General features: G+C 69.6%; 13 protein-coding genes. 9 read left to right on the top strand and 4 right to left on the bottom strand.

The features are described from left to right. Positions 1-8: 8 nt before the first annotated feature. On the bottom strand, positions 9-941 hold the full coding sequence (locus tag BN1197_RS16085; protein WP_040161868.1) for a LysR family transcriptional regulator: 933 nt from the start codon (positions 939-941) through the stop codon (positions 9-11). Positions 942-996: 55 nt separating this feature from the next. Then, positions 997-1698 (bottom strand): transcriptional repressor LexA, encoded by a 702-nt coding sequence (gene lexA, locus BN1197_RS16080; RefSeq protein ID WP_245851981.1) that lies wholly within the window; start codon positions 1696-1698, stop codon positions 997-999. Positions 1699-2031: 333 nt separating this feature from the next. Here lexA and BN1197_RS16075 point away from each other — a divergent pair, with 333 nt between their 5' ends. The 5 genes from BN1197_RS16075 to BN1197_RS16055 all read left to right on the top strand — a co-directional run bounded on the left by BN1197_RS16075 (position 2032) and on the right by BN1197_RS16055 (position 9012). After that, positions 2032-2454 carry a LysM peptidoglycan-binding domain-containing protein gene (locus BN1197_RS16075; RefSeq protein ID WP_141397315.1) on the top strand — a complete coding sequence of 141 codons (423 nt, stop codon included), beginning with the start codon at positions 2032-2034 and terminating at the stop codon, positions 2452-2454. A 495-nt stretch (positions 2455-2949) separates the two neighbouring features. Then, complete coding sequence (gene nrdR / locus BN1197_RS16070; protein WP_040161865.1) at positions 2950-3450, top strand: transcriptional regulator NrdR; 501 nt, start codon at positions 2950-2952, stop codon at positions 3448-3450. A 98-nt stretch (positions 3451-3548) separates the two neighbouring features. After that, positions 3549-6437, top strand: coding sequence for a vitamin B12-dependent ribonucleotide reductase (locus BN1197_RS16065; RefSeq protein WP_040161862.1), 2889 nt, complete (start codon positions 3549-3551; stop codon positions 6435-6437). A gap of 151 nt (positions 6438-6588) precedes the next feature. Beyond that, positions 6589-7794, top strand: coding sequence for a 4-hydroxyphenylpyruvate dioxygenase (gene hppD / locus BN1197_RS16060; protein WP_040162205.1), 1206 nt, complete (start codon positions 6589-6591; stop codon positions 7792-7794). Between the two features lie 144 nt (positions 7795-7938). Beyond that, the gene (locus tag BN1197_RS16055) at positions 7939-9012 is read left to right on the top strand and encodes an NAD/NADP-dependent octopine/nopaline dehydrogenase family protein (RefSeq protein ID WP_040161859.1); all 1074 of its coding nucleotides are present in this window, start codon (positions 7939-7941) and stop codon (positions 9010-9012) included. 98 nt (positions 9013-9110) lie between these two features. Here BN1197_RS16055 and BN1197_RS16050 read toward each other — a convergent pair whose 3' ends face one another. Then, positions 9111-10580 carry a sugar transferase gene (locus BN1197_RS16050; RefSeq protein ID WP_040162203.1) on the bottom strand — a complete coding sequence of 490 codons (1470 nt, stop codon included), beginning with the start codon at positions 10578-10580 and terminating at the stop codon, positions 9111-9113. Positions 10581-11052: 472 nt separating this feature from the next. Between BN1197_RS16050 and BN1197_RS16045 the strand changes: the two genes are divergently transcribed. The 4 genes from BN1197_RS16045 to BN1197_RS16030 all read left to right on the top strand — a co-directional run bounded on the left by BN1197_RS16045 (position 11053) and on the right by BN1197_RS16030 (position 17743). After that, the gene (locus tag BN1197_RS16045) at positions 11053-13233 is read left to right on the top strand and encodes a glycosyltransferase (RefSeq protein WP_040161856.1); all 2181 of its coding nucleotides are present in this window, start codon (positions 11053-11055) and stop codon (positions 13231-13233) included. Positions 13234-13515: 282 nt separating this feature from the next. Then, positions 13516-15609, top strand: a complete 2094-nt coding sequence (locus tag BN1197_RS16040; protein WP_040161854.1) for a malectin domain-containing carbohydrate-binding protein — start codon at positions 13516-13518, stop codon at positions 15607-15609. 139 nt (positions 15610-15748) lie between these two features. Beyond that, complete coding sequence (locus tag BN1197_RS16035) at positions 15749-16459, top strand: DUF6308 family protein (RefSeq protein WP_052466863.1); 711 nt, start codon at positions 15749-15751, stop codon at positions 16457-16459. Positions 16460-16492: 33 nt separating this feature from the next. Next, positions 16493-17743, top strand: a complete 1251-nt coding sequence (locus BN1197_RS16030) for a DUF445 domain-containing protein (RefSeq protein WP_040161851.1) — start codon at positions 16493-16495, stop codon at positions 17741-17743. Between the two features lie 13 nt (positions 17744-17756). Here BN1197_RS16030 and BN1197_RS16025 read toward each other — a convergent pair whose 3' ends face one another. Then, a complete protein-coding gene (locus BN1197_RS16025) occupies positions 17757-19559 on the bottom strand; it encodes an AMP-dependent synthetase/ligase (protein WP_052466862.1) in 1803 nt (600 codons plus the stop codon). Positions 19560-19727: the final 168 nt, after the last annotated feature.

Raw genomic sequence — 19727 nt, 5'->3', positions numbered from 1 at the left:
GGCACTTCTCAGTGCGCGGCGGGTTCGGCGCGCTCCCTGAGGCGGGCCGCGCTCTCGCAGAGTGCCTCGAGGGTCGCGGCCACCGCAGGGACGCGTTCGAGATCAGGGGTGGTGACGACGTGCACCGTGCGGTGCGACGGCGGGTCGAGCGGCCGGATGGCCACGCCGGGGTTGGTCGTGGCCGCGAGGATGAGGTCGGGGATGAGGGCCACGCCGAGACCGGCGGCGACGAACCCCTGCACGGCCACGTAGTCCTCGGTCTCGTAGCCCACGGTGGGCCGGAACCCCGCCGCGTCGCACAGGGCGAGCAGGTGGCCGCGACACCGAGGGCACCCGGCGATCCACGTGTCGCCCGCGAGATCGGCCAACCGCACGACCTCAGAGCTCGCCAGCGGGTGGTCGAGGGGTAGCGCGAGGTGCACCGGGTCGTCGAGCAACGGGTGCGTGACGAGCCCCTCGAGATCCTCACCCCGGGCGACGTCGGCGCCGTCGTAGGCGAACGCGACCGCGAGGTCGCAGTCCCCGTTGCGCAGGGCCGCGAGCGATTCGGGCGGTTCGGCCTCGGTGAACGTCACCGCGATGTCGGGATGCCGGGCTCGCATCTGCACGAGCGCACTGGGCAACAGTGTGCTCGAGGAGGAGGGGAAGGCCATGAGCCGCACGCGCCCGGCCCGAAGACCGGCGATGGCGGCGACCTCGTCCTCCGCCTGGTCGAGCGCCGTGAGCACCGGGCCGGCGTGCCTGGCGAGGACCTGACCCGCCTCGGTGAGCCGGATCGAGCGGCCCACCCGCTCGACGAGCACGGTGCCCAGCCGCTGCTCGAGGCGGCGGACCATCTGCGAGATCGCCGGCTGCGAGTACCCCAACGCGATCGCCGCACCGGTGAAACTGCCCTCGTCGGCGATTGCCTTCATCACCCGCAGGCCCGCAGCGTCGATCATGACCCCAGCCTACGGTGGCGTGGGCCACGTGCCACGGACCCCGTGAGCAGAGGCGTCACACGCTGCGCATGACTGCCGTGACCTTGCCGAGCACGGTGGCCTCGTCACCGTCGATGGGGTCGTAGCTGGGGTTGTGCGGCAGGAGCCACACGTGGCCGTCGCGACGCTTGAAGGTCTTGACCGTGGCCTCGCCGTCGATCATGGCGGCCACGATGTCACCGTTCTCGGCCGTGGGCTGAGAGCGCACGACGACCCAGTCGCCGTCACAGATCGCCGCGTCGACCATCGAGTCGCCCGCGACCTTGAGCAGGAACAGCCGCCCGTCACCGACGAGTTCTCGGGGGAGCGGGAAGATGTCCTCCACCATCTCCTCGGCCATGATCGGCACCCCGGCCGCGATGCGCCCGAGCATGGGCACGTAGGCGGGCTCGGGCCGGGCGTCGCGTACACCGGTCTCGTCGTGACCGTTGACGATGGCCTGCGCGATCGCCGCGGCGTCGGCACCCGGCGGGGGAGCGACGATCTCGAGGGCGCGCGGCCGGTTGGGGTCCTTGCGCAGGTAGCCCTTGCGTTCGAGCGCGGAGAGCTGGTGGGCCACGCTGCTCGGGCTGGTGAGGCCGACCGCCTCGCCGATCTCGCGCAGGCTCGGGGGGTAGCCGCGTGAGTCCACCGACACACGGATGAAGTCGAGGACCTTGCGCTGGCGCGGGGTGAGCCCGGGGGTGTCGCGGTGGCGGATCGTGCGGACCTTCTCCACGGGGGCGTCCTCTCTCTGCTGCGAAACTCCGACAGCGCCGGGAATGCCGGCTGACCTGCACATTCGTCGGGGGCGAAGGGTTGTCGGTGGTGGCTGTTCCACTACCTGTATGGGCATCCTACGGTTCATCGCACAGATGTTTCAAACACATGTGCGACAGGTGTGGACAGCGTGTCGCACGTCGGTGATACTCGTAAGTGAGTTCGAAGAACATGTGCTCGGAATCCGTCTGCGACGTCGTTGGGTCGCCACTCGAGGTGGTGTGCCGTGACCGCGGTGAATGTTCGAACGCAGATGAACGCCCTCGCAGGCGACCGACAGAAGGAGAGGCCGATGACGATCGAGGCAGCGCAGATCCCGGTGGCGTGGCCGCTTCGGGGGCGTCCGCACGACGGTGACATCTCGCCGTCGCGGCCGCGTCATCTTCGCGTCGTGCGTGAGGGCGAAGGCGTCCAGCGCGCATCCGCGCCGGGTCGGCTGCGACTCACCCGCCGGGGCAGGCTGGTGCGCACGCTGGCCGTGTTCGGAGTGGTGAGTCTCTTCGCTCTGCTCGCCTGGTCGCGGGTCACCGCTCCGGTGTTGCCGCCCACGCACGCCGTCACGGTGGAGCAGGGGCAGACACTCAGCCAGATCGCGGCCGACGAGTTGCCGATGGTGCCGCTCGAGGCCGCAGTGCTGCGAATCACCCTCGCCAACGGGCTCAGCAGCCGCTCGGTCATGGCCGGTCAGGCGCTGATCATCCCGGGTCGTGACTGACCGCGGTCATGCGGCTCGGGCGCCGGGCACGGCGCGCAAGGTCAAGTCTTGGTCAGGGAACGCCCGGCATGCCGGGGATCGCGGGCCGGTGCCTCCAGGTGCCGCGTAGGCTGCCGGAGGCGTGTCCCGAGGCTGCTCGGGCGGTCCGGGAGTCGGGGGTTCCTCGTGTCGGGGAAGTTCGTTCGGGCCGCCGTGCGAGCGCGTCGAATTGCGTTGAGGTACCGAGCCGTTGGCCGCCACGGAGGCATTCCGAGCCTCGACGCACGGGCCGGCGGGCGCGACGCGCCGGAGCTTGTCTCGAAGGCTCTCGGGCCCTACGATCCCACATGTAGTAGTTACAGCAGTGTGCTTCTCCCACATGTAGGGGTCTGAGGTAAGGTGCGGCGGGTCCGGCAGGATCCCGATCGCCTCCTGGGTCCCGCATCTCCGACGACCGCACCACGTGTCGGCGGGCGTCGTCGGGGAGGGGCATCGATCGTGTGGAGAGGAGTCGCCGTGCACTGTCCGTTCTGCCGTCACACCGACAGTCGTGTCGTCGACAGCCGACTCGCCGACGAGGGTGTCGTCATCCGCCGTCGGCGTCAGTGCGGCGCCTGCGGTCGCCGATTCACCACCACGGAGTCGGCGGGCCTCACCGTCATCAAGCGCTCGGGGGTCACCGAGCCGTTCAGCCGCACCAAGGTCGTCGTGGGCGTGCGTAAGGCCTGCCAGGGCCGCCCGGTCGACGAGGACGCGCTCGCCTATCTCGCTCAGCAGGTCGAGGAGACGGTGCGCAGCACGGGACAGGCCGAGATCGATGCCCACGAGGTGGGTCTCGCGGTGCTCGGACCACTTCGCCAGCTCGACGAGGTCGCCTATCTACGCTTCGCGAGCGTGTACCAGAACTTCGAGACGCTGGAGGACTTCGAGGCGGCGATCGCCCTCCTCCGGCTCGATCGCGATGCGGGGCCGCGGCCTGCCGCTCCCGAGTCCGATCCCGTCCGTGCCCGCACCTAGGCCCCCACGAGACCACCGTTCCAGGGTCGGCGTCCCACGCCGACCGCAGTAGACCTATCGCATTCCCACCCCTCAACTCGTCGTCGGAGGAAGCAGACATGACGGAGACCACGGGCACGCGGGCCAACTCCCGCAAGCGCGCGACCAAGGGCATCACCGTGGAGCGCATCTTCACGACGCCCGGCGTCCACCCCTATGACGAGGTGACGTGGGAGCAGCGCGACGTCGTCCAGCAGAACTGGAAGACGGGCGAGACGATCTTCGAGCAGCGCGGGGTCGAGTTCCCCGACTTCTGGAGCGTCAACGCCTCGACGATCGTCACGACCAAGTACTTCCGCGGCGCCCTCGGTACCGAGAAGCGCGAGCGCTCGCTCAAGACCCTCATCGATCGGGTCGTGCTCACCTACGTCGCCGCCGGCAAGCGCCACGGCTACTTCGCGACGGAGGAGGACGCCGAGATCTTCGAGCACGAGCTCACCCACGCTCTGCTCCACCAGGTCTTCAGCTTCAACTCCCCGGTGTGGTTCAACGTCGGCACCGCGAGCCCGCAGCAGGTCAGCGCCTGCTTCATCCTCGCGGTCGACGACTCGATGGAGTCGATCCTCAACTGGTACAAGGAGGAGGGCTTCATCTTCAAGGGCGGCTCCGGCGCCGGCCTCAACCTCTCGCGCATCCGCTCGAGCAAGGAGCTGCTCTCCTCCGGCGGCACCGCCTCCGGGCCGGTGAGCTTCATGCGGGGCGCCGACGCCTCGGCGGGCACGATCAAGTCCGGCGGCGCCACCCGTCGTGCGGCCAAGATGGTCGTCCTCGACGTCGACCACCCCGACATCGAAGAGTTCGTCGAGACGAAGGCGCGCGAGGAGGACAAGATCCGCGCGCTTCGGGACGCCGGTTTCGACATGGACCTCGGCGGCAAGGACATCGTCTCGGTCCAGTACCAGAACGCGAACAACTCGGTGCGCGTCACCGACGAGTTCATGCGCGCGGTCGAGGACGGCACCGAGTTCGGGCTGCGTGCCCGCATGACCGGCGACGTCATCGACACGGTCGACGCGCGCGAGCTCTTCGGCAAGATCGCCAAGGCGGCGTGGGAGTGCGCCGACCCGGGCATCCAGTACGACGACACGATCAACGACTGGCACACCAACCCCGAGACGGGCCGCATCACGGCGAGCAACCCGTGCTCGGAGTACATGAGCCTCGATAACTCCTCGTGCAACCTCGCCTCGCTCAACCTGCTGAAGTTCCTGCGCGAGGACGACACGTTCGACGCGGCGACGTTCCAGAAGGTCAGCGAGCTCGTCATCACCGCGATGGACATCTCGATCTGCTTCGCCGACTTCCCGACCGAGGCCATCGGCGCCACGACGCGCGACTACCGCCAGCTCGGCATCGGCTACGCCAACCTCGGCGCACTGCTCATGGCCACCGGCCACGGGTACGACTCCGACGGTGGCCGTGCCCTGGCCGCGTCGATCACCTCACTGCTCACGGCCTCGGCGTACAAGCGGTCCGCCGAGCTCGCCGCCGTGGTGGGCCCGTACGAGGGCTACGCCCGCAACGCCGACGCCCACCTGCGGGTCATGCGCAAGCACCAGGCCGCCAACGACGCGGTGCGCACGCTGCACGAGATGGACGCCGACGTCCACCGGGCCGCCACCAAGGCGTGGGAGCAGGTCGTCACCACCGGGTCGAAGAACGGGTTCCGCAACGCCCAGGCCTCGGTGCTCGCGCCGACCGGCACGATCGGCTTCATGATGGACTGCGACACCACCGGTATCGAGCCCGACTTCTCGCTGGTCAAGTTCAAGAAGCTCGTCGGTGGCGGCTCGATGCAGATCGTCAACCTGACGATCCCGCGTGCGCTCACCAAGCTCGGCTACCAGCAGGAGCAGATCGAGGCGATCGTCGAGTACATCGCCGAGCACGGTCACGTCATCGACGCCCCCGGTCTCAAGACCGAGCACTACGAGATCTTCGATTGCGCCATGGGCGAGCGGGCGATCTCCCCGATGGGCCACGTGCGCATGATGGCCGCCTGCCAGCCGTTCCTCTCCGGCGCGATCAGCAAGACGGTCAACCTGCCGGAGTCGGCGTCGGTCGACGACATCGCCGACGTCTACCTCCAGGGTTGGAAGCTCGGCCTCAAGGCGCTCGCGGTGTACCGCGACAACTGCAAGGTGGGTCAGCCGCTCTCGACCGAGAACAAGAAGCAGGCCGAGGAGATCGCCGAGCAGATCGTCGAGAAGGTCGTCGAGTACCGGCCGGTGCGCAAGCGCCTGCCCAAGCGCCGCAACTCGGTGACGACGTCGTTCACGGTCGGCGGCGCCGAGGGCTACCTCACGGCGAGTTCCTACCCCGACGACGGTCTGGGCGAGATCTTCCTCAAGTTCGGTAAGCAGGGCTCGACCCTCGCCGGTCTCATGGACGCGTTCTCCCTCGCCGTGTCGGTGGCGCTGCAGTACGGCGTGCCGCTGGAGACCTACGTCGAGAAGTTCACCAATCTGCGTTTCGAGCCGGCCGGACTCACCGACGACCCGGACGTGCGCATGGCGCAGTCGATCATGGACTACGTCTTCCGCCGCCTCGCGCTGGACTACCTCGACTTCGAGACCCGCTCATTCATGGGCATCCACTCCGCCGACGAGCGCGCCCGTCAGATCGAGACGGGCTCGTACGCGCCGGCGACCTCGGGCGACGAGGAGGAGGATTACGAGGAGGAGCTGGAGAACTACAGCCAGACCGCCGCGCCCAAGACGACGCACTCCGGAGTCGAGACCGCGCGCCACGTCGAGGTCACCTCGGGTGCCGGGGCCGCGTCCGTCAAGGCCGCCGACGCCGACGTGCACTCCTCGGCCGAGCTCATGGAGAAGTTCCAGGGCAAGGCCGCCGACGCCCCGATGTGCATGACGTGCGGTACGAAGATGCGCCCCGCCGGCAGCTGCTACGTCTGCGAGGGCTGCGGCTCCACCAGCGGCTGCAGCTGACACCCGGCCGGTGACGCCGGGGGCCTACCGTTCGACGGTCGGCCCCCGGCGTCGTCCTTTCGTCGCGCGTGACGACTGCTCGTCGATCGCCGCCGGCGGGATTCTCCGGATTCCGGGGACCGTGAATGCGATCTGCGCCACACTCGGACGCATGTCAGAGACTGTTGAACTCACCGAGCAGGAGCGGGAGGCCGACCTCTCGCCCGAACAGCTCCAGCAACTCGTCGGACTCGTCGACTACGACGCCGAGCAGGACCCGTTCCCGGTCACGGGCTGGGACGCCGTCGTGTTCGTCGTCGGCAACGCCACCCAGGCGGCGCACTACTACCAGTCGGCGTGGGGCATGACCCTCGAGGCGTACTCCGGCCCCGAGAACGGCAACCGTGACCACAAGGCGTTCGTGCTCCGCTCGGGCTCGATCCGGTTCGTCCTCAAGGGCGGCGTCAAGCCCGACAGCCCGCTCATGGACCACCACCGCCGTCACGGCGACGGCGTCATCGACATCGCGCTCGAGGTGCCCGACGTCGACAAGTGCATCGCCCAGGCCAAGAAGGCCGGCGCGACCGTCGTCGAAGAACCGCACGACGTCTCCGACGAGCACGGCACCGTGCGCCTCGCGACGATCGCCACCTACGGCGAGACCCTCCACACCCTCGTCGACCGCTCGAAGTACGACGGCCCCTACCTGCCCGGGTACGTCGAGAAGACGTCCACGTTCCAGAAGCGCGAGGGGTCGCCGAAGCGCCTGTTCCAGGCGCTCGACCACGTCGTCGGCAATGTCGAACTCGGCAAGATGGACGAGTGGGTCGACTTCTACAACCGGGTCATGGGCTTCGTGAACATGGCCGAGTTCATCGGCGACGACATCGCCACCGAGTACTCCGCGCTCATGAGCAAGGTCGTCGCCAACGGCAACCACCGCGTGAAGTTCCCCCTCAACGAGCCGGCCGAGGGCAAGAAGCGCTCGCAGATCGACGAGTACCTCGAGTTCTACGCCGGCCCGGGCGCCCAGCACCTCGCCCTCGCGACCAACGACATCCTCCGCACGTACGACGAACTCCACGCCAACGGAGTGGAGTTCCTCGCCACGCCCGACTCCTACTACGAGGACCCGGAGCTGCGGGAGCGCATCGGGCAGGTCCGGGTGCCGATCGAGGAACTGCAGAAGCGCGGCATCCTCGTCGACCGCGACGAGGACGGCTATCTCCTGCAGATCTTCACCCGCCCCCTCGGTGACCGCCCGACGGTGTTCTTCGAACTCATCGAGCGCCACGGCTCGCTCGGGTTCGGCAAGGGCAACTTCCAGGCCCTCTTCACCGCCATCGAGCGCGAGCAGGAGCTGCGCGGCAACCTCTGAGCAGACATCCGCCCGATCTCGGCGCCGACCACCCACAGGTGACCGGCGCCGAGGCACGTCCGGCACCGCGGGGAGGTCCGCGGACCGGCTGCGACGCCTAGGCTCGGTCGATATCAGGACGATCGACCAGAAGGGGTGTGACGCATGCGCGTGACGATCATGGGATCCGGCAACGGGGCGACCGCCGCGGCGTTCGACTGTGCCCAGCAGGGCCACGACGTGGCGATGTGGGACTTTCCCCGCTTCACCGACAACATCGCGGCCATCGCCGAGACGGGGCACATCCGGGGCCTCGTGAAGTTCGAGGGCACGGCGCCGATCCGGTACGCAGGCCATGATCTCGACGAGGCCGTCAAGGGCGCCGAACTCGTGCTCGTCGTCGGGCCGGCCTACGCCCACGAGGCGATGGGGGAGGAGCTACGGGGGAGGCTCACCCCCGACGCGGCCCTCGTCGCGCTGCCCGCGGCGTGCTGTGGCGCCATCGTCCTCAAGCAGGCCCTCGGTGTCGATCTGCGTGACGAGAGCCACCTCATCGGCGAGACGAGCACCCTGCCCTACGGCTGCCGGCTCGTCGAGCCCGGTGTCGTCCGGGTGACCACCAAGGTCGAGGACGGGGTGTACGTCGCCGCGCTGCCCAGCAGCCGAACATCGGAGATCCTCGAGCGCCTCCAGCGGGTGTGGCCGTACATGGAGGCGGCGGGCAACGTCCTGCAGACCACTCTGCAGAACGGCAACCCCGTGCTGCACCCGGCGATCATGCTGCTCAACGCCTGCCGCATCGAGAACGGCGGCGGCTTCCTCTTCTACACCGACGGCGTGACGCCGGCCTCCTCCCGCCTCATCGAGGCCGTGGACGGCGAACGCATCGCGCTGGGCCGCGCTCTCGGCGTCGACGTCCTCCCCGACCCCGAGATCGGATTCCGGCAGGGCTACATGTCTCGGCCCGACTACCTCTACGGCTACAACCACGGCATCGGGTTCAGGGGCTCCCGGGCGCCGACGACGCTCGAGTTCCGCTATCTCACCGAGGACGTGCCCTACGGCCTCGTCTTCGCCTCCGAGCTCGCGCGCCAGGTGGGCGTGCCCACCCCGGCCATCGACACGATCATCTCCATGGCCTCGATCGTCCTCGACACCGATTTTCGTGCCCAGGGCCGACGCCTGCCGGCCGATCTCGGCCTGGGTCACCTCACGCCCGAGGAGGTTCGGGCCCTCTGAGTCGGCCTTTCCACACGTGAATCCCACCGCACAGAACACGCGGGGCGGGACCACCGGACTTCGGTGGTCCCGCCCCTCGCGAGTGAGCGGTGAGCGCCTCAGTAGGCGCCGTTGCTCGTGACGACCGCCTTGAACGTGCGGAAGAGGATCTGCAGGTCGACGATGGGCGACCAGTTGTCGACGTACCGCAGGTCGAGCCGGATGGACTGCTCCCAGTCGAGATCGCTGCGGCCGCTGATCTGCCACAGGCCGGTCATGCCGGGACGGACGTGCAGACGACGCATGGCATCGGGCTCGTACTGCTCGACCTCGGCCTGGCTCTGCGGGCGCGGGCCGACGAGCGACATGTTGCCGATGAGCACGTTGAACAGCTGGGGCAGCTCGTCGAGGGAGAAGCGGCGCAGGAACGTGCCGATCGGCGTGATACGCGGGTCCTTCTTCATCTTGAACTGCACCGCGTTGCCCTCGTTGTGGGCGAGCAGCGACGTGAGCTGCTTCTCGGCGTCGACGACCATCGTGCGGAACTTGTAGATGGTGAAGAACTCGCCGCCCACCCCGACGCGCTTCTGACGGAACAACACCGGGCCGGGGGAGGTGAACTTGATCGCCAGCGCGATCGCGATGAACACCGGCGAGAGCGCGATGACGAGCATGGCGGCCAGCGTGCGGTCCATGAGGCTCTTGAGGATGACCGAACGGCGGGTGGCCGCCGGACGCTCGATGTGCAGCAGCGACATGTCGGCCGACTGCCGCAGCGACAGGCGCGGACCGGCGACGTCGAGCAGGCCGGTGGAGACGACGAGCTCGACATCGCGCTCCTCGAGCGCCCACGCGAGGCGTCGCAGGCCCTTGCCCGCGAGCTCGGGGTGGCTCGTGACCGCGACGACCTCGGCGTCACACAGGTCGACCGCGGAGACGGCGTCGACCGAGGTGCCCATGACCGGCACGCCCTCGATGGCCGAGGTGGTGTTCCAGTCGGTGTCGAGGCCCGAGGTGCAGACCGCGACGACGTCGAGGCCCTGGTCGGGCGAGTTCTTGATGTTACGGATGAGCTCGGCGGCCGCATCGGCGCGGCCGACGACGACCGTGCGCTGCATGAGCTTGCCCTCGCGACGGTTGCGGTGCAGCCAGTGCCGCATCGCCCGGCGCACGAGCAGGCCGAGCGCGAACAGGCCGACGACGAGGGTGATGACGTACAGCCGGCTCCACTGCGCCTTGACGAACAGGCCGCCGATGGCGAGGAGTGAGAGCAGGCCGACGACCGCGCGGCCGACCGCGCGGTACTCCTCCTCGGAGACGCCCAGGTAACGGCGCTCGTACGCGCGGGAGAGACCCAGCGCGACGATCCACAGCAGCGGCATCACGAGGCTCGCGACGATGTACGTGGAGTTGATGTCGGCGCGGCCCGGACCGAAGACGAGGGCCAGGCCGACGGTGACGAAGGCGGTCAGCAGGTCGAAGGCGACCAGCCGGTGCAGGTACTTCTGCGACCACGACCCGGCGCGCGAGGCGACCGAGAAGATGTCGCCGTCGATCGACGGCCCGTGTGCGGTGCTTCCCCCGGGCACCTGCACACGCTCGACCGCGACACGCGGGCGTCGCGCACGACGGTGCGCCGGGCGCGTGGCGGCTTCGCGTTCGTGAATGGACAAGACGACCCTCCCAATTTCAGACACAGCCTGAGGCGCGGTGCGGTTTGCCTCAGCCCCCGGTTTCCCCTTGGATTCCCCTTCACGCCCGACTCGGACGACGTCCTGCGCGCCGGGCTTGCGACCCGGAAGAACGGACGACCGACTTGGACGGCGGTCCTACTGTAGCGACCGAGCGGGATCGCAGCCACCCATGACGTGCCACCAAGAGCGACCGAACGTCCGACCTGGTCGTTGGACCTGATGGACACATTACTGCAGCAACGATGTTCACGCTGCCCCGGTGATCTCGCGATTCGTGTGCATCCCAACGCGGTTGCCGCGGGGCGTCCTGGTGGGGCTAGGGTTGAGCGCTCCGGCAGCAGCATTCGAGGACCTTGGGGGAAGGGCCATGACCGCTTTCGACGCCACCCGGCACGTCCGGGGACGCACGACCCCGCCCACGTACGAGGTCGTCCTCGTCACCTACCGCAGCCGTCCACACGTGGAGACGCTCGTCGACATGTGGGGGCCGGAGGTGCCCGTCGCGATCGTCGACAACGGACGCGGCGTCGACGGACTCGAGCAGTGGGCCGCCGACAGGCCGCAGGTGCGCTACCGCGACGGCGGGGGAGTGGGGTTCGCGCGGGCGGCGAACCTCGGCGCGTTCTCCTCGCAGGCCGAGTACGTCGTCTTCGTCAACCCCGACTCCCGCCCACAGGTCGCCGACCTGCGGGCTCTCGTCGAAGGACTCGACGCCGACCCCGTCTCCGCCTCGCACGCCGCGACGGTCACCGGTGTCGACGGGGAGCCCGAGATCGGCGTGGCCGGGTGGGAGCCGGACGTGTGGCGCACCGCCGCCTACGCCGCCGGCCTGCACAAGCGGTGGCCCCGCGTCGGGGTGTACGGCAAACCCGCCCGCGGGGAGCGCCTGTCGGTCGACTGGACCACCGGCGCCTGCATGGCCGTGCGTACGGCCCAGTTCCGTCGCCTCGGCGGGTTCGACGAGTCGTTCTTCGTGTACTCCGAGGACATGTCGTTCGGGCGGCGCGCGCGCAGCGCCGGGCTGCGGCAGATCCTGCGCGCGGACGTCGTCGTCCCGCACGGTGCGGGTGGTTCCGGGGCTCCGTCCGCCGAGATGATGCGGCTCAAGGGGGCCTCGTTCACCAACTACGTACGCCGCTACCACCCGGGCGTCCCCGCGGCCGTGATGTCGGGGACCCTCGCGGCCGGTTACCTCGCCCGCTCGGCGCGCGAGCGCCTCCGTGACGGCGAGATGGCGCCGCTCTTTCGCGCTCAGGCCACCGGTCTGCTCACGGGGCGGGCGTTCGTGGGCGGTGACGAGGTCGCCCATCGCCGGATGACCGAGACCGCCGTCGCCGAGACGCCCGGCCGCCACGCCGGTCACGACGCGCGTGGACCGATTCTTCTCGTCACCAAGGAGTTCGGCGAGCCCGCCACCTCCGGCGGCATGCTGCGCACCCTGGCGCTCGCGAAGTGGCTCGCGGGCCGCGCCAACGTCGTCGTCGTCGCGCCCACGGGGGTCACCGGAGTGCGCCTGCTCGACGACGGTGAGGTCGTCCTCGAACCGTTGCGTGCGGCCCCCGCCCGCTCGCGGCTCGCCGATGCCCTCACGCTGACTCGCTACCGCTCGATCGGCGCCCCCCGCACGTGCGGTGCGGCGCTCGTCGACGGGGTCACCGACACCCTGGCGACGCTCGGCCCGTTCCGTGCGGCCGTCGTCGACCACACGTGCCTGTTCGGTGTGACGAGCCTGCTTCCCGCCGATCTGCCGGTCGTGCTCAGCACGCACAACGTCGAGTCCGACCTCATGCGCCAGCGCGCGGAGGCCGAGTCCGGCCCGATGAAGGTCGCAGCGCAGATCGAGACCCGTCTCCTGCGCCGGCTCGAGCAGACGGTCGGTGCCGCGCATCCCACCGTCGTGTGCACCGAGCACGACGGCCGGGTGGCGCTGGAGGACGGCGCCCCGCAGGTCGCGGTCGCCCGCAACGGAGTCACGCCGCCTGCGGTGTCGCGGCGCGAGCAGGCCCTGGCCGAGAACCCGCACGGCACCGAACTGCTCTTCACCGGCGCGCTCGACTGGCGCCCCAACGTCAACGGCATCCTCTGGCTCGTCGAGAGCGAGGAGTGGGCCGCGTTCGCGCAGGCACACCCCGGCGTCGTGCTCACGGTGGCCGGTCGCAACCCCTCGGAGTCGTTCCGTGCCCGCCTCGAGGCCGCGCCCGGGGTTCGTGTCGAGGCCGACGTGCCGAGCATGACCCCGCTGCTCGAACGCGCACGCCTCGGTGTCGCACCGCTGCTCGAGGGCGGCGGCTCTCGCATCAAGCTGCTGGAATACGTCGCCCACGGCCTGCCGTCGGTGTCGACCGTCGTCGGGGCGTCCGGTCTGGACGGTCTGCCGGACGGCGTGATGGTGCAGACGCCGGAGGACCGCGCGGCGTTCTGCGCGGCCATCGACGAGGAACTGCGCACCGGCCCCGAGACCCTGGCGCCGGACCGGGTCGACGCCATGCTCGCCGTGTACGGCTGGGGCACCGCGCTCGCGCCGGTCGCCGAGGTCCTCCCCGGGTGAGGGCGGACGTCCGGATTCGGACGGCTCGCGTCTCGGGTGGTGGTCATCTCGGAGCGGGTCGACGCCGGACGCACGAAATCTTCGAGGTGCGGCGGATGCGTGGCCAGCAGGCCGTCGGCACCGGATCGGTTGTGTCGGCGCGGTATTGACGAACAGCCGGGGCACGGGTCGTCACCGGCTCTTGACCCGATCGTGACGAGTTCGAGGTAACGCACTCAGGTGCGCTCGGCGCGGGGCCGATGGGCAGGCGTCTCGAACCACCCTGCCGAAAGAACCCGCCACATGAGTACATTCGCGCCATTTCGCCCTGCCTCCGTGCTGACCGTCGTCGCGCTCGCCCTCTCGGCGACCGCCACCTCGGCGGTGCTCACGACGAACGCGGCACAGGCCGCCGTCGGTGACACCTTCCGCATGACCGTCGCCCCCGACGCCCTGACCACCTCCGACGGCAAGAAGTGGGAGGGCCGCAGCGGCTTCGCCAAGGGCGACTTCTCGCAGTCCTTCACCTCCGGCACGATCAAGGGTGCCGCCGACTCCCGCCTCTACTACCCCGAGCTCGTCCGCTTCGACACGTGGTCGCGCCGCGTCGACAACGGCACCTACCGCGTCACGCTGAAGATGCGCGAGATGTGGTGGGGATCGGCCGGCGCCCGCGTGTTCGGCGTCACCGCCGAGGGGGCCACCAAGCTCAGCGACATCGACATCGTCAAGGCCGTGGGCAAGAACGCCGCCTACGACCGCAGCTTCGACGTCACGGTCAAGGACGGCCGACTCGACCTCGCCTTCCCGGCCAAGAAGGACTCGGCGCTGCTCTCGGCCCTCGAGGTCACCCGTATCGCCGACGCGCCGACGACCCCGGCACCCACGCCGACGACGCCGGCTCCGACGACGAGCCCGACCCCCGCGCCCACGACGCCTGAGACGCGGACCGTCGTCGGCCGGATGAGCGTCAACCCCCACGCAGTCAAGGACAGCGCGGGCAACACCTACGAGGCGGCCTCCGGGTTCGACCGCGGCGACTACTCGCTGTCCTACTGGGACGGTGCCACCATCAAGAACACGAAGGACGCCGAGCTGTACCGTCCCGAGATGGTGCGCATGAACACCCTCACGCGCCCCGTGGCCAACGGAACGTACGAGGTGACGCTCAAGATGCGCGAGGGCTGGTGGACCAAGGCCGGGCAGCGCGTCTTCGACGTGTACGCCGAGGGCGACAAGGTGCTCGCCGACGTCGACATCTTCAAGGCCGCGGGCAAGGACACCGCCTACGACCGCACGTTCCGCACGAAGGTCTCCGACGGACGTCTCGACCTCAAGTGGATCGGCAAGGTGGACTCGGGCCTGCTCTCCTCGCTCGTGGTGACCCGCATCGGCAACGCCTCGACGCCGGCTCCGACCAACCCGGCTCCGACCAACCCGGCTCCCACGACGCCTCTCTATTCGTCGGCAGCGTCAGATTGGTATAAGAGACAGCCCAAGGGCCGTGCGGGCGCCCTCTCGGGCATGTACTGGGACTCGGGCATGTACCCGATGAACCGGGCCGGTGAGGTGACGAAGTGGGAGCAGAACCGCGGTCGCAAGGTCGATGTCATCACCGTGTTCCCCAGCCGTGAGTCCTGGAACTCCATGCAGAGCACGTGGTTCATGGACAACGAGCGCATCCCGGCCGGTTACCGGGGCACCCTCGACGTGGGTGTGCCGCTGTGGCCCAACGACGGCAACCTCGCCACGGCCAAGGCCGGCGGCTACAACGCCCAGTGGGAACGGCTCGCCCGCAACATCGCCGCGGAGTACCCCGACGCCTACATCCGCCTGGGCTGGGAGATGAACCTCCCCGGCTGGAAGGCCGCCGCCTGGGCGAACACCGCCGAGGACTGGAAGGCCGCCTACCGTCAGGCCGTCGGCGCCATCCGCAAGGGCGGCCCGAACCTGCGCATCGCGTGGGTCGTCAACGAGGGCGCCGGTCAGACCGGCACGCCGGACGCGCGAGTGTTCTACCCCGGTGACGCCTACGTCGACTACATCGGCATGGACGCCTACGACTGGTGGCCCGGCTACACGACCGACGCCAACATCGCCAAGCACCGCGATGGCGCCTACGGCTGGAACTTCTGGCTCGACTTCGCCAAGCAGCACGGCAAGAAGTTCGTCCTGCCCGAGTGGGGCATCGCCCGCGCGAACCCCGCGAGCGGCGGCGACAACCCCAAGTACATCAACTTCGTCTACGACTGGATGATGAAGAACCGCGACTGGATCGCCTACGAGAGCTACTTCGACGAGACCGACGGCTACATCCGCTCGGACCTGTTCACCGGGTACAACCCGAAGGCCTCGAGCGAGTACAAGCGCTGGATGTCTCTCACGGGCCGTTCCTGACCCGCAGGTGAACGTACTCGGCGGCGGCCCGGCGGGCCGCCGCTGAGGCGTTCCCCACACGCGTTCGGATTCACCTCGTCGGCGTCGCACCCGCGCCTCTACGCTGGGACGGCCGAGATGTCGATGAGGGGAACACACCATGCCGGAGTTCACGCTGCCCGTCCCGTCGGACTGGCGACGCGCCGAACCGTTCTACGCGGGAGCCCTGGACCGGGCGCTCACCGTGCTGCGTGATCCCCGGACCCCCGAACGCCTCGCGCGCTACTACGACCGGCGCAGCAACTACGCCGGCGCCACGTTCACCCAGCTCGCCGACGACGCGCCGACGCGGGTCACCGACCGCGATCTGCTCGCGGTGAGCCTGCTCGACGTCACGGTTCCACCGGCCACGGTGCGAGCGCTGCTCGACGACGGCGAGATGATGGAGCGGGTCGAGAGCCTGCTCTCGGAGGACCGGCTGCCGCTCGACGCGCGGCTGGAGAACGTCACCCCCGAACTGCTCGCCGCGATGGACGAGCTCTACGTCACCCTGCGCTCGCTCGTGCCCCCGGCGCGCGACCGCTACGCGGTCAACTGGGTCACCGCGGCCAAACTGTGCGCACGCAAGCGCCCCGACCTGTTCCCCGTGCGCGACGAGGTCGTCTGCCGGTACCTCGGCACGTGGCCGTCGCGTTACCAGATCGACTGGCAGGTCTTCGCGCGGATCATCGGCGACGAGGAGGTCCGCGAGCGGCTGCAGCGGCTCATCGACCGCGTGTCGGAGTCGGAGGCCGTGGACGTGGGCGACCCGTGCCACCTGCTGCGCCATCTCGACGTGTGCATCTGGATGCACGCGCCGCACGGTCACTGAGGCGGCCGAACCCGGGAAGGGCAGAATCGGCGCATGACGACCATCGCGCTCACCGAGGCCGACGAGCAACGCCGACGAGGACTGGTCCGGATGCGGACCGTCGCGACCTCCCTGTTCGTGTTCGCGATCGTCGTGTTCGCGCTCACTCTGCATCGCGACGGCGCACTCGGGTACGTCAACGCGACGGCCGAGGCCGCGATGGTCGGCGCCCTGGCCGACTGGTTCGCCGTCACCGCACTGTTCCGGCATCCGTTGGGGCTGCCGATCCCGCACACCGCGCTCGTCCCGCGCAAGAAGGACGTGTTCGCGAGGTCGCTCGAGGACTTCGTCGCGGGCCACTTCCTCACGGGCGAGGCGGCACGTGAGCGCTTCCTCGGCTCCGGTGCGACGGTCCGGTTCGGGCGATGGCTCGCGGTACCGGCGAACAGCGAGCGGGTGGTGGTCCACGGGGCCCGGCTCACCACCCGTGCCCTCGACCACGTCTCCGACGGCGAGGTGCGCGAACTCGTCGAACACTCCGTGCTGCCGCGGCTCGTCCGCGAACCGATCGCGCCCCTGGCCGGGACCCTGCTCGAGCAGGTCGTCGACGACGACGTCCATCGCAGCCTCGTCGACCTCGTCGTCGTCGAGGCCCACGACTGGTTGCTCGACAACCCGGAGAAGTTCGCCTCGGTGGTCGGGGAACGAGCACCGACGTGGACGCCGCTGTGGGTGAACTCGATCGTCGTCGACCGGCTGCACACCGAGGCCCTGAAATGGGTGCGCGACGTGCGCGACGACACGCGGCACCGCATGCGGCTCGCCGTCGACGACCTGTTGCGCGACCTCGCCCGCAACCTCCAGGAGGACCCCTCCACCATGGGGCGCGCCGAGGAGCTCAAGGAGACCTTCCTGCTCCACCCGCAGACGATGGACACCGCGATGAGCCTGTGGGGCATCCTGCGTCGCACCCTCGTCGAGTCGCTCGACGATCCCGAGGGTCGTCTGCGCACGCGGATCCAGACCGAGCTCGTGTCGCTGGGGGAGCGGCTGCAGCACGACGCCGAGTTGCGCGCGCGTGTCGACCGGCGGGCGGGGGACGTGCTGGCCGGCCTCGTCGACACCTACGGAGCCGAACTCGTGCCGGTCATCTCGCAGGTCATCGAACGGTGGGACGGCAAGGAGGCCGCCGACCGCATCGAGTTGCACGTCGGCCGCGACCTGCAGTTCATCCGCATCAACGGCACGGTCGTCGGCGGCCTCGCGGGTCTGCTCATCCACACGGTCAGTCAGCTCGCCCTCTGAGCCGTCGACCGGCTCAGGCGTACATCTCGCGGATGAGCGCGGCGTAACGCTGCTCGACGGGGCGGCGGCGCACCTTGAGCGTGGGGGTGAGCTCACCGGCGTCCATCGTCAGCGGATCGGCGAGCAGACGGAACTTCTGGATGCGTTCGTACTTGGCGCTGTTGCGGCCGATGCGGCCCACGAGGTCGTCGTAGTAGGCCTCGACCTCGCCGAGGGCGAGGAGTTCCTCGTGGGTCTCGAACCGCCACCCCTGCGCGTGGGCGTGGGCCTCGAGGTCGTCGAACGAGGGCTGGACGAGGGCGGTGAGGTAGGGGCGGCCGTCACCGACGACGAGTGCCGCCTCGACGAGGGGATCGGCCGCCAGGGCCGATTCGATCGGGCCGGGGGCGACGTTCTTGCCCTGGGTGGTGACGATGAGGTCCTTGATGCGGTCGGTGATGACGAGATAGCCGTCGCGGTCGAGGTAGCCGACGTCGCCGGTGTGGAACCAGCCGTCGTCGTCGATCGCGACAGCGGTCTCCTCCGGCCGCTCGTAATAGCCCGGGGTGACGTTGTCGCCGCGCACGAGCACCTCGCCGGTCTCGGCCGCGATGCGGACCAGGGTGCCGGGCACCGGCCTGCCGACCGTGCCGAACCGCGTCATCCCGGGCGCGTTGCACGAGACCATGGGCGCGGTCTCGGTGAGACCGTACCCCTGGTAGACGGGTAATCCGGCGGCGAGGAAGAACTCCTCGACCTCGCGTCGCAAAGGCGCCCCGCCCGCAGCCATGACGTACTTGTGCCCGCCCACGGCCGCCCGCACGTTGCGCAGGACGAGCCGGTCGGCGATCGCGAGCTGGGCAGCGAGGAGGGGAGAGATCGAACGTCCCGCGGCCCGGCGCAGTTCGACGATGCCGCCGACGCGCACGGCCCAGTCGAAGATCCCCCGCTTGAGCCCGTGTCCCGCCTTGGCGTGCGCGCCGGCGTAGACCTTCTCGTAGAGGCGCGGGACCGAGACGAACGTCGACGGCTGGATGTCGATCATCGCCGCGGCGACGGCCTTCGGGTCGGTCACCGAACAGCTCTCCATGCCGGCGGCGAGCACGACGTACGTCCACGCCCGCTCGTAGGCGTGGCTGAGCGGCAGGAACGACATGTTGCGCTCGCCCCGGGGCATCTCGAAGCGGGTGGCGATGGCGGCGAGCTGGTGGCACAGCATGCGGTGGGTGATGACGACACCCTTGGGATCGCCGGTCGTTCCGGAGGTGTAGATGATCGTCACCATGTCATCCGGTGACAGCCGGGCCGCGCGCTCCGCGAGGTCGTCGGCGATCTCGGCCAGGGGAGGTGCGGCGGCGATGAGGTCGGTGATCGCCGGCACCCCGGCAACCGGACCCCGCATGATCAGGCGCTGCACCCTCGCACCGTCGTCACCTTCCTGCCTGGCCTCCTCGTCGAGCACCGCGATCGCCTCGCTCGCGACCTCGAGCAGACCGGCCGTGCCGCAGACGACGGCCCGGGCTCCGCTGTCGCGCAGCACGTGCGCCACCTGATAGGGGGTGTTGGTCGTGTACACCGGAACGCTGACCAGGCCCGCCTTGAGGCAGGCGATGTCGACGACGGTCCACTCCGGGCTGTTGCCGGCGTGGATCGCGACACGGTCACCCTGCGACAGGCCGAGGTCGAGGAACGCGACCGCGAGCCGGGAGGAGAGCTCGTCGAGCTCCCGGTAGCTCCACGTGTGCCAGCGGCCCTCGCGTCGCACCCGCAGCGCGACGAGGCCGGAGTTCTCACGCATGCTCGCGGAGAGCCACGACAGCAGGGTGCGGTGGGACATGGCGTCTCCTCGAGGTGCGGCGATGCGGACTGCCTCACCGTAAGGGAGGGCAGGACTCGCGCGCACCGGGCACCCGCACCGGTGGGATACCGCGCCCCTCGCCGTCCGACGCCCCGGTTTCGCCGGCTTTCTCTGTCCCGTCCGCTACCGTCGTGGTCGGTTCCGTCG

This window comes from Mobilicoccus massiliensis (assembly GCF_000826525.2).
Lineage (GTDB): Bacteria > Actinomycetota > Actinomycetes > Actinomycetales > Dermatophilaceae > Mobilicoccus > Mobilicoccus massiliensis.
Note: the sequence above shows the minus strand (reverse complement) of the source record. Positions and strands in the feature narration are given on the sequence as shown.

Coding starts and splice junctions, on each gene's coding strand:
- BN1197_RS16085 (WP_040161868.1), bottom strand. CDS start 941: ATGATCGACGCTGCGGGCCTGCGGGTGATGAAGGCAATCGCCGACGAG.
- BN1197_RS16075 (WP_141397315.1), top strand. CDS start 2,032: ATGACGATCGAGGCAGCGCAGATCCCGGTGGCGTGGCCGCTTCGGGGG.
- BN1197_RS16065 (WP_040161862.1), top strand. CDS start 3,549: ATGACGGAGACCACGGGCACGCGGGCCAACTCCCGCAAGCGCGCGACC.
- hppD (WP_040162205.1), top strand. CDS start 6,589: ATGTCAGAGACTGTTGAACTCACCGAGCAGGAGCGGGAGGCCGACCTC.
- BN1197_RS16055 (WP_040161859.1), top strand. CDS start 7,939: ATGCGCGTGACGATCATGGGATCCGGCAACGGGGCGACCGCCGCGGCG.
- BN1197_RS16045 (WP_040161856.1), top strand. CDS start 11,053: ATGACCGCTTTCGACGCCACCCGGCACGTCCGGGGACGCACGACCCCG.
- BN1197_RS16040 (WP_040161854.1), top strand. CDS start 13,516: ATGAGTACATTCGCGCCATTTCGCCCTGCCTCCGTGCTGACCGTCGTC.
- BN1197_RS16035 (WP_052466863.1), top strand. CDS start 15,749: ATGCCGGAGTTCACGCTGCCCGTCCCGTCGGACTGGCGACGCGCCGAA.
- BN1197_RS16030 (WP_040161851.1), top strand. CDS start 16,493: ATGACGACCATCGCGCTCACCGAGGCCGACGAGCAACGCCGACGAGGA.
- BN1197_RS16025 (WP_052466862.1), bottom strand. CDS start 19,559: ATGTCCCACCGCACCCTGCTGTCGTGGCTCTCCGCGAGCATGCGTGAG.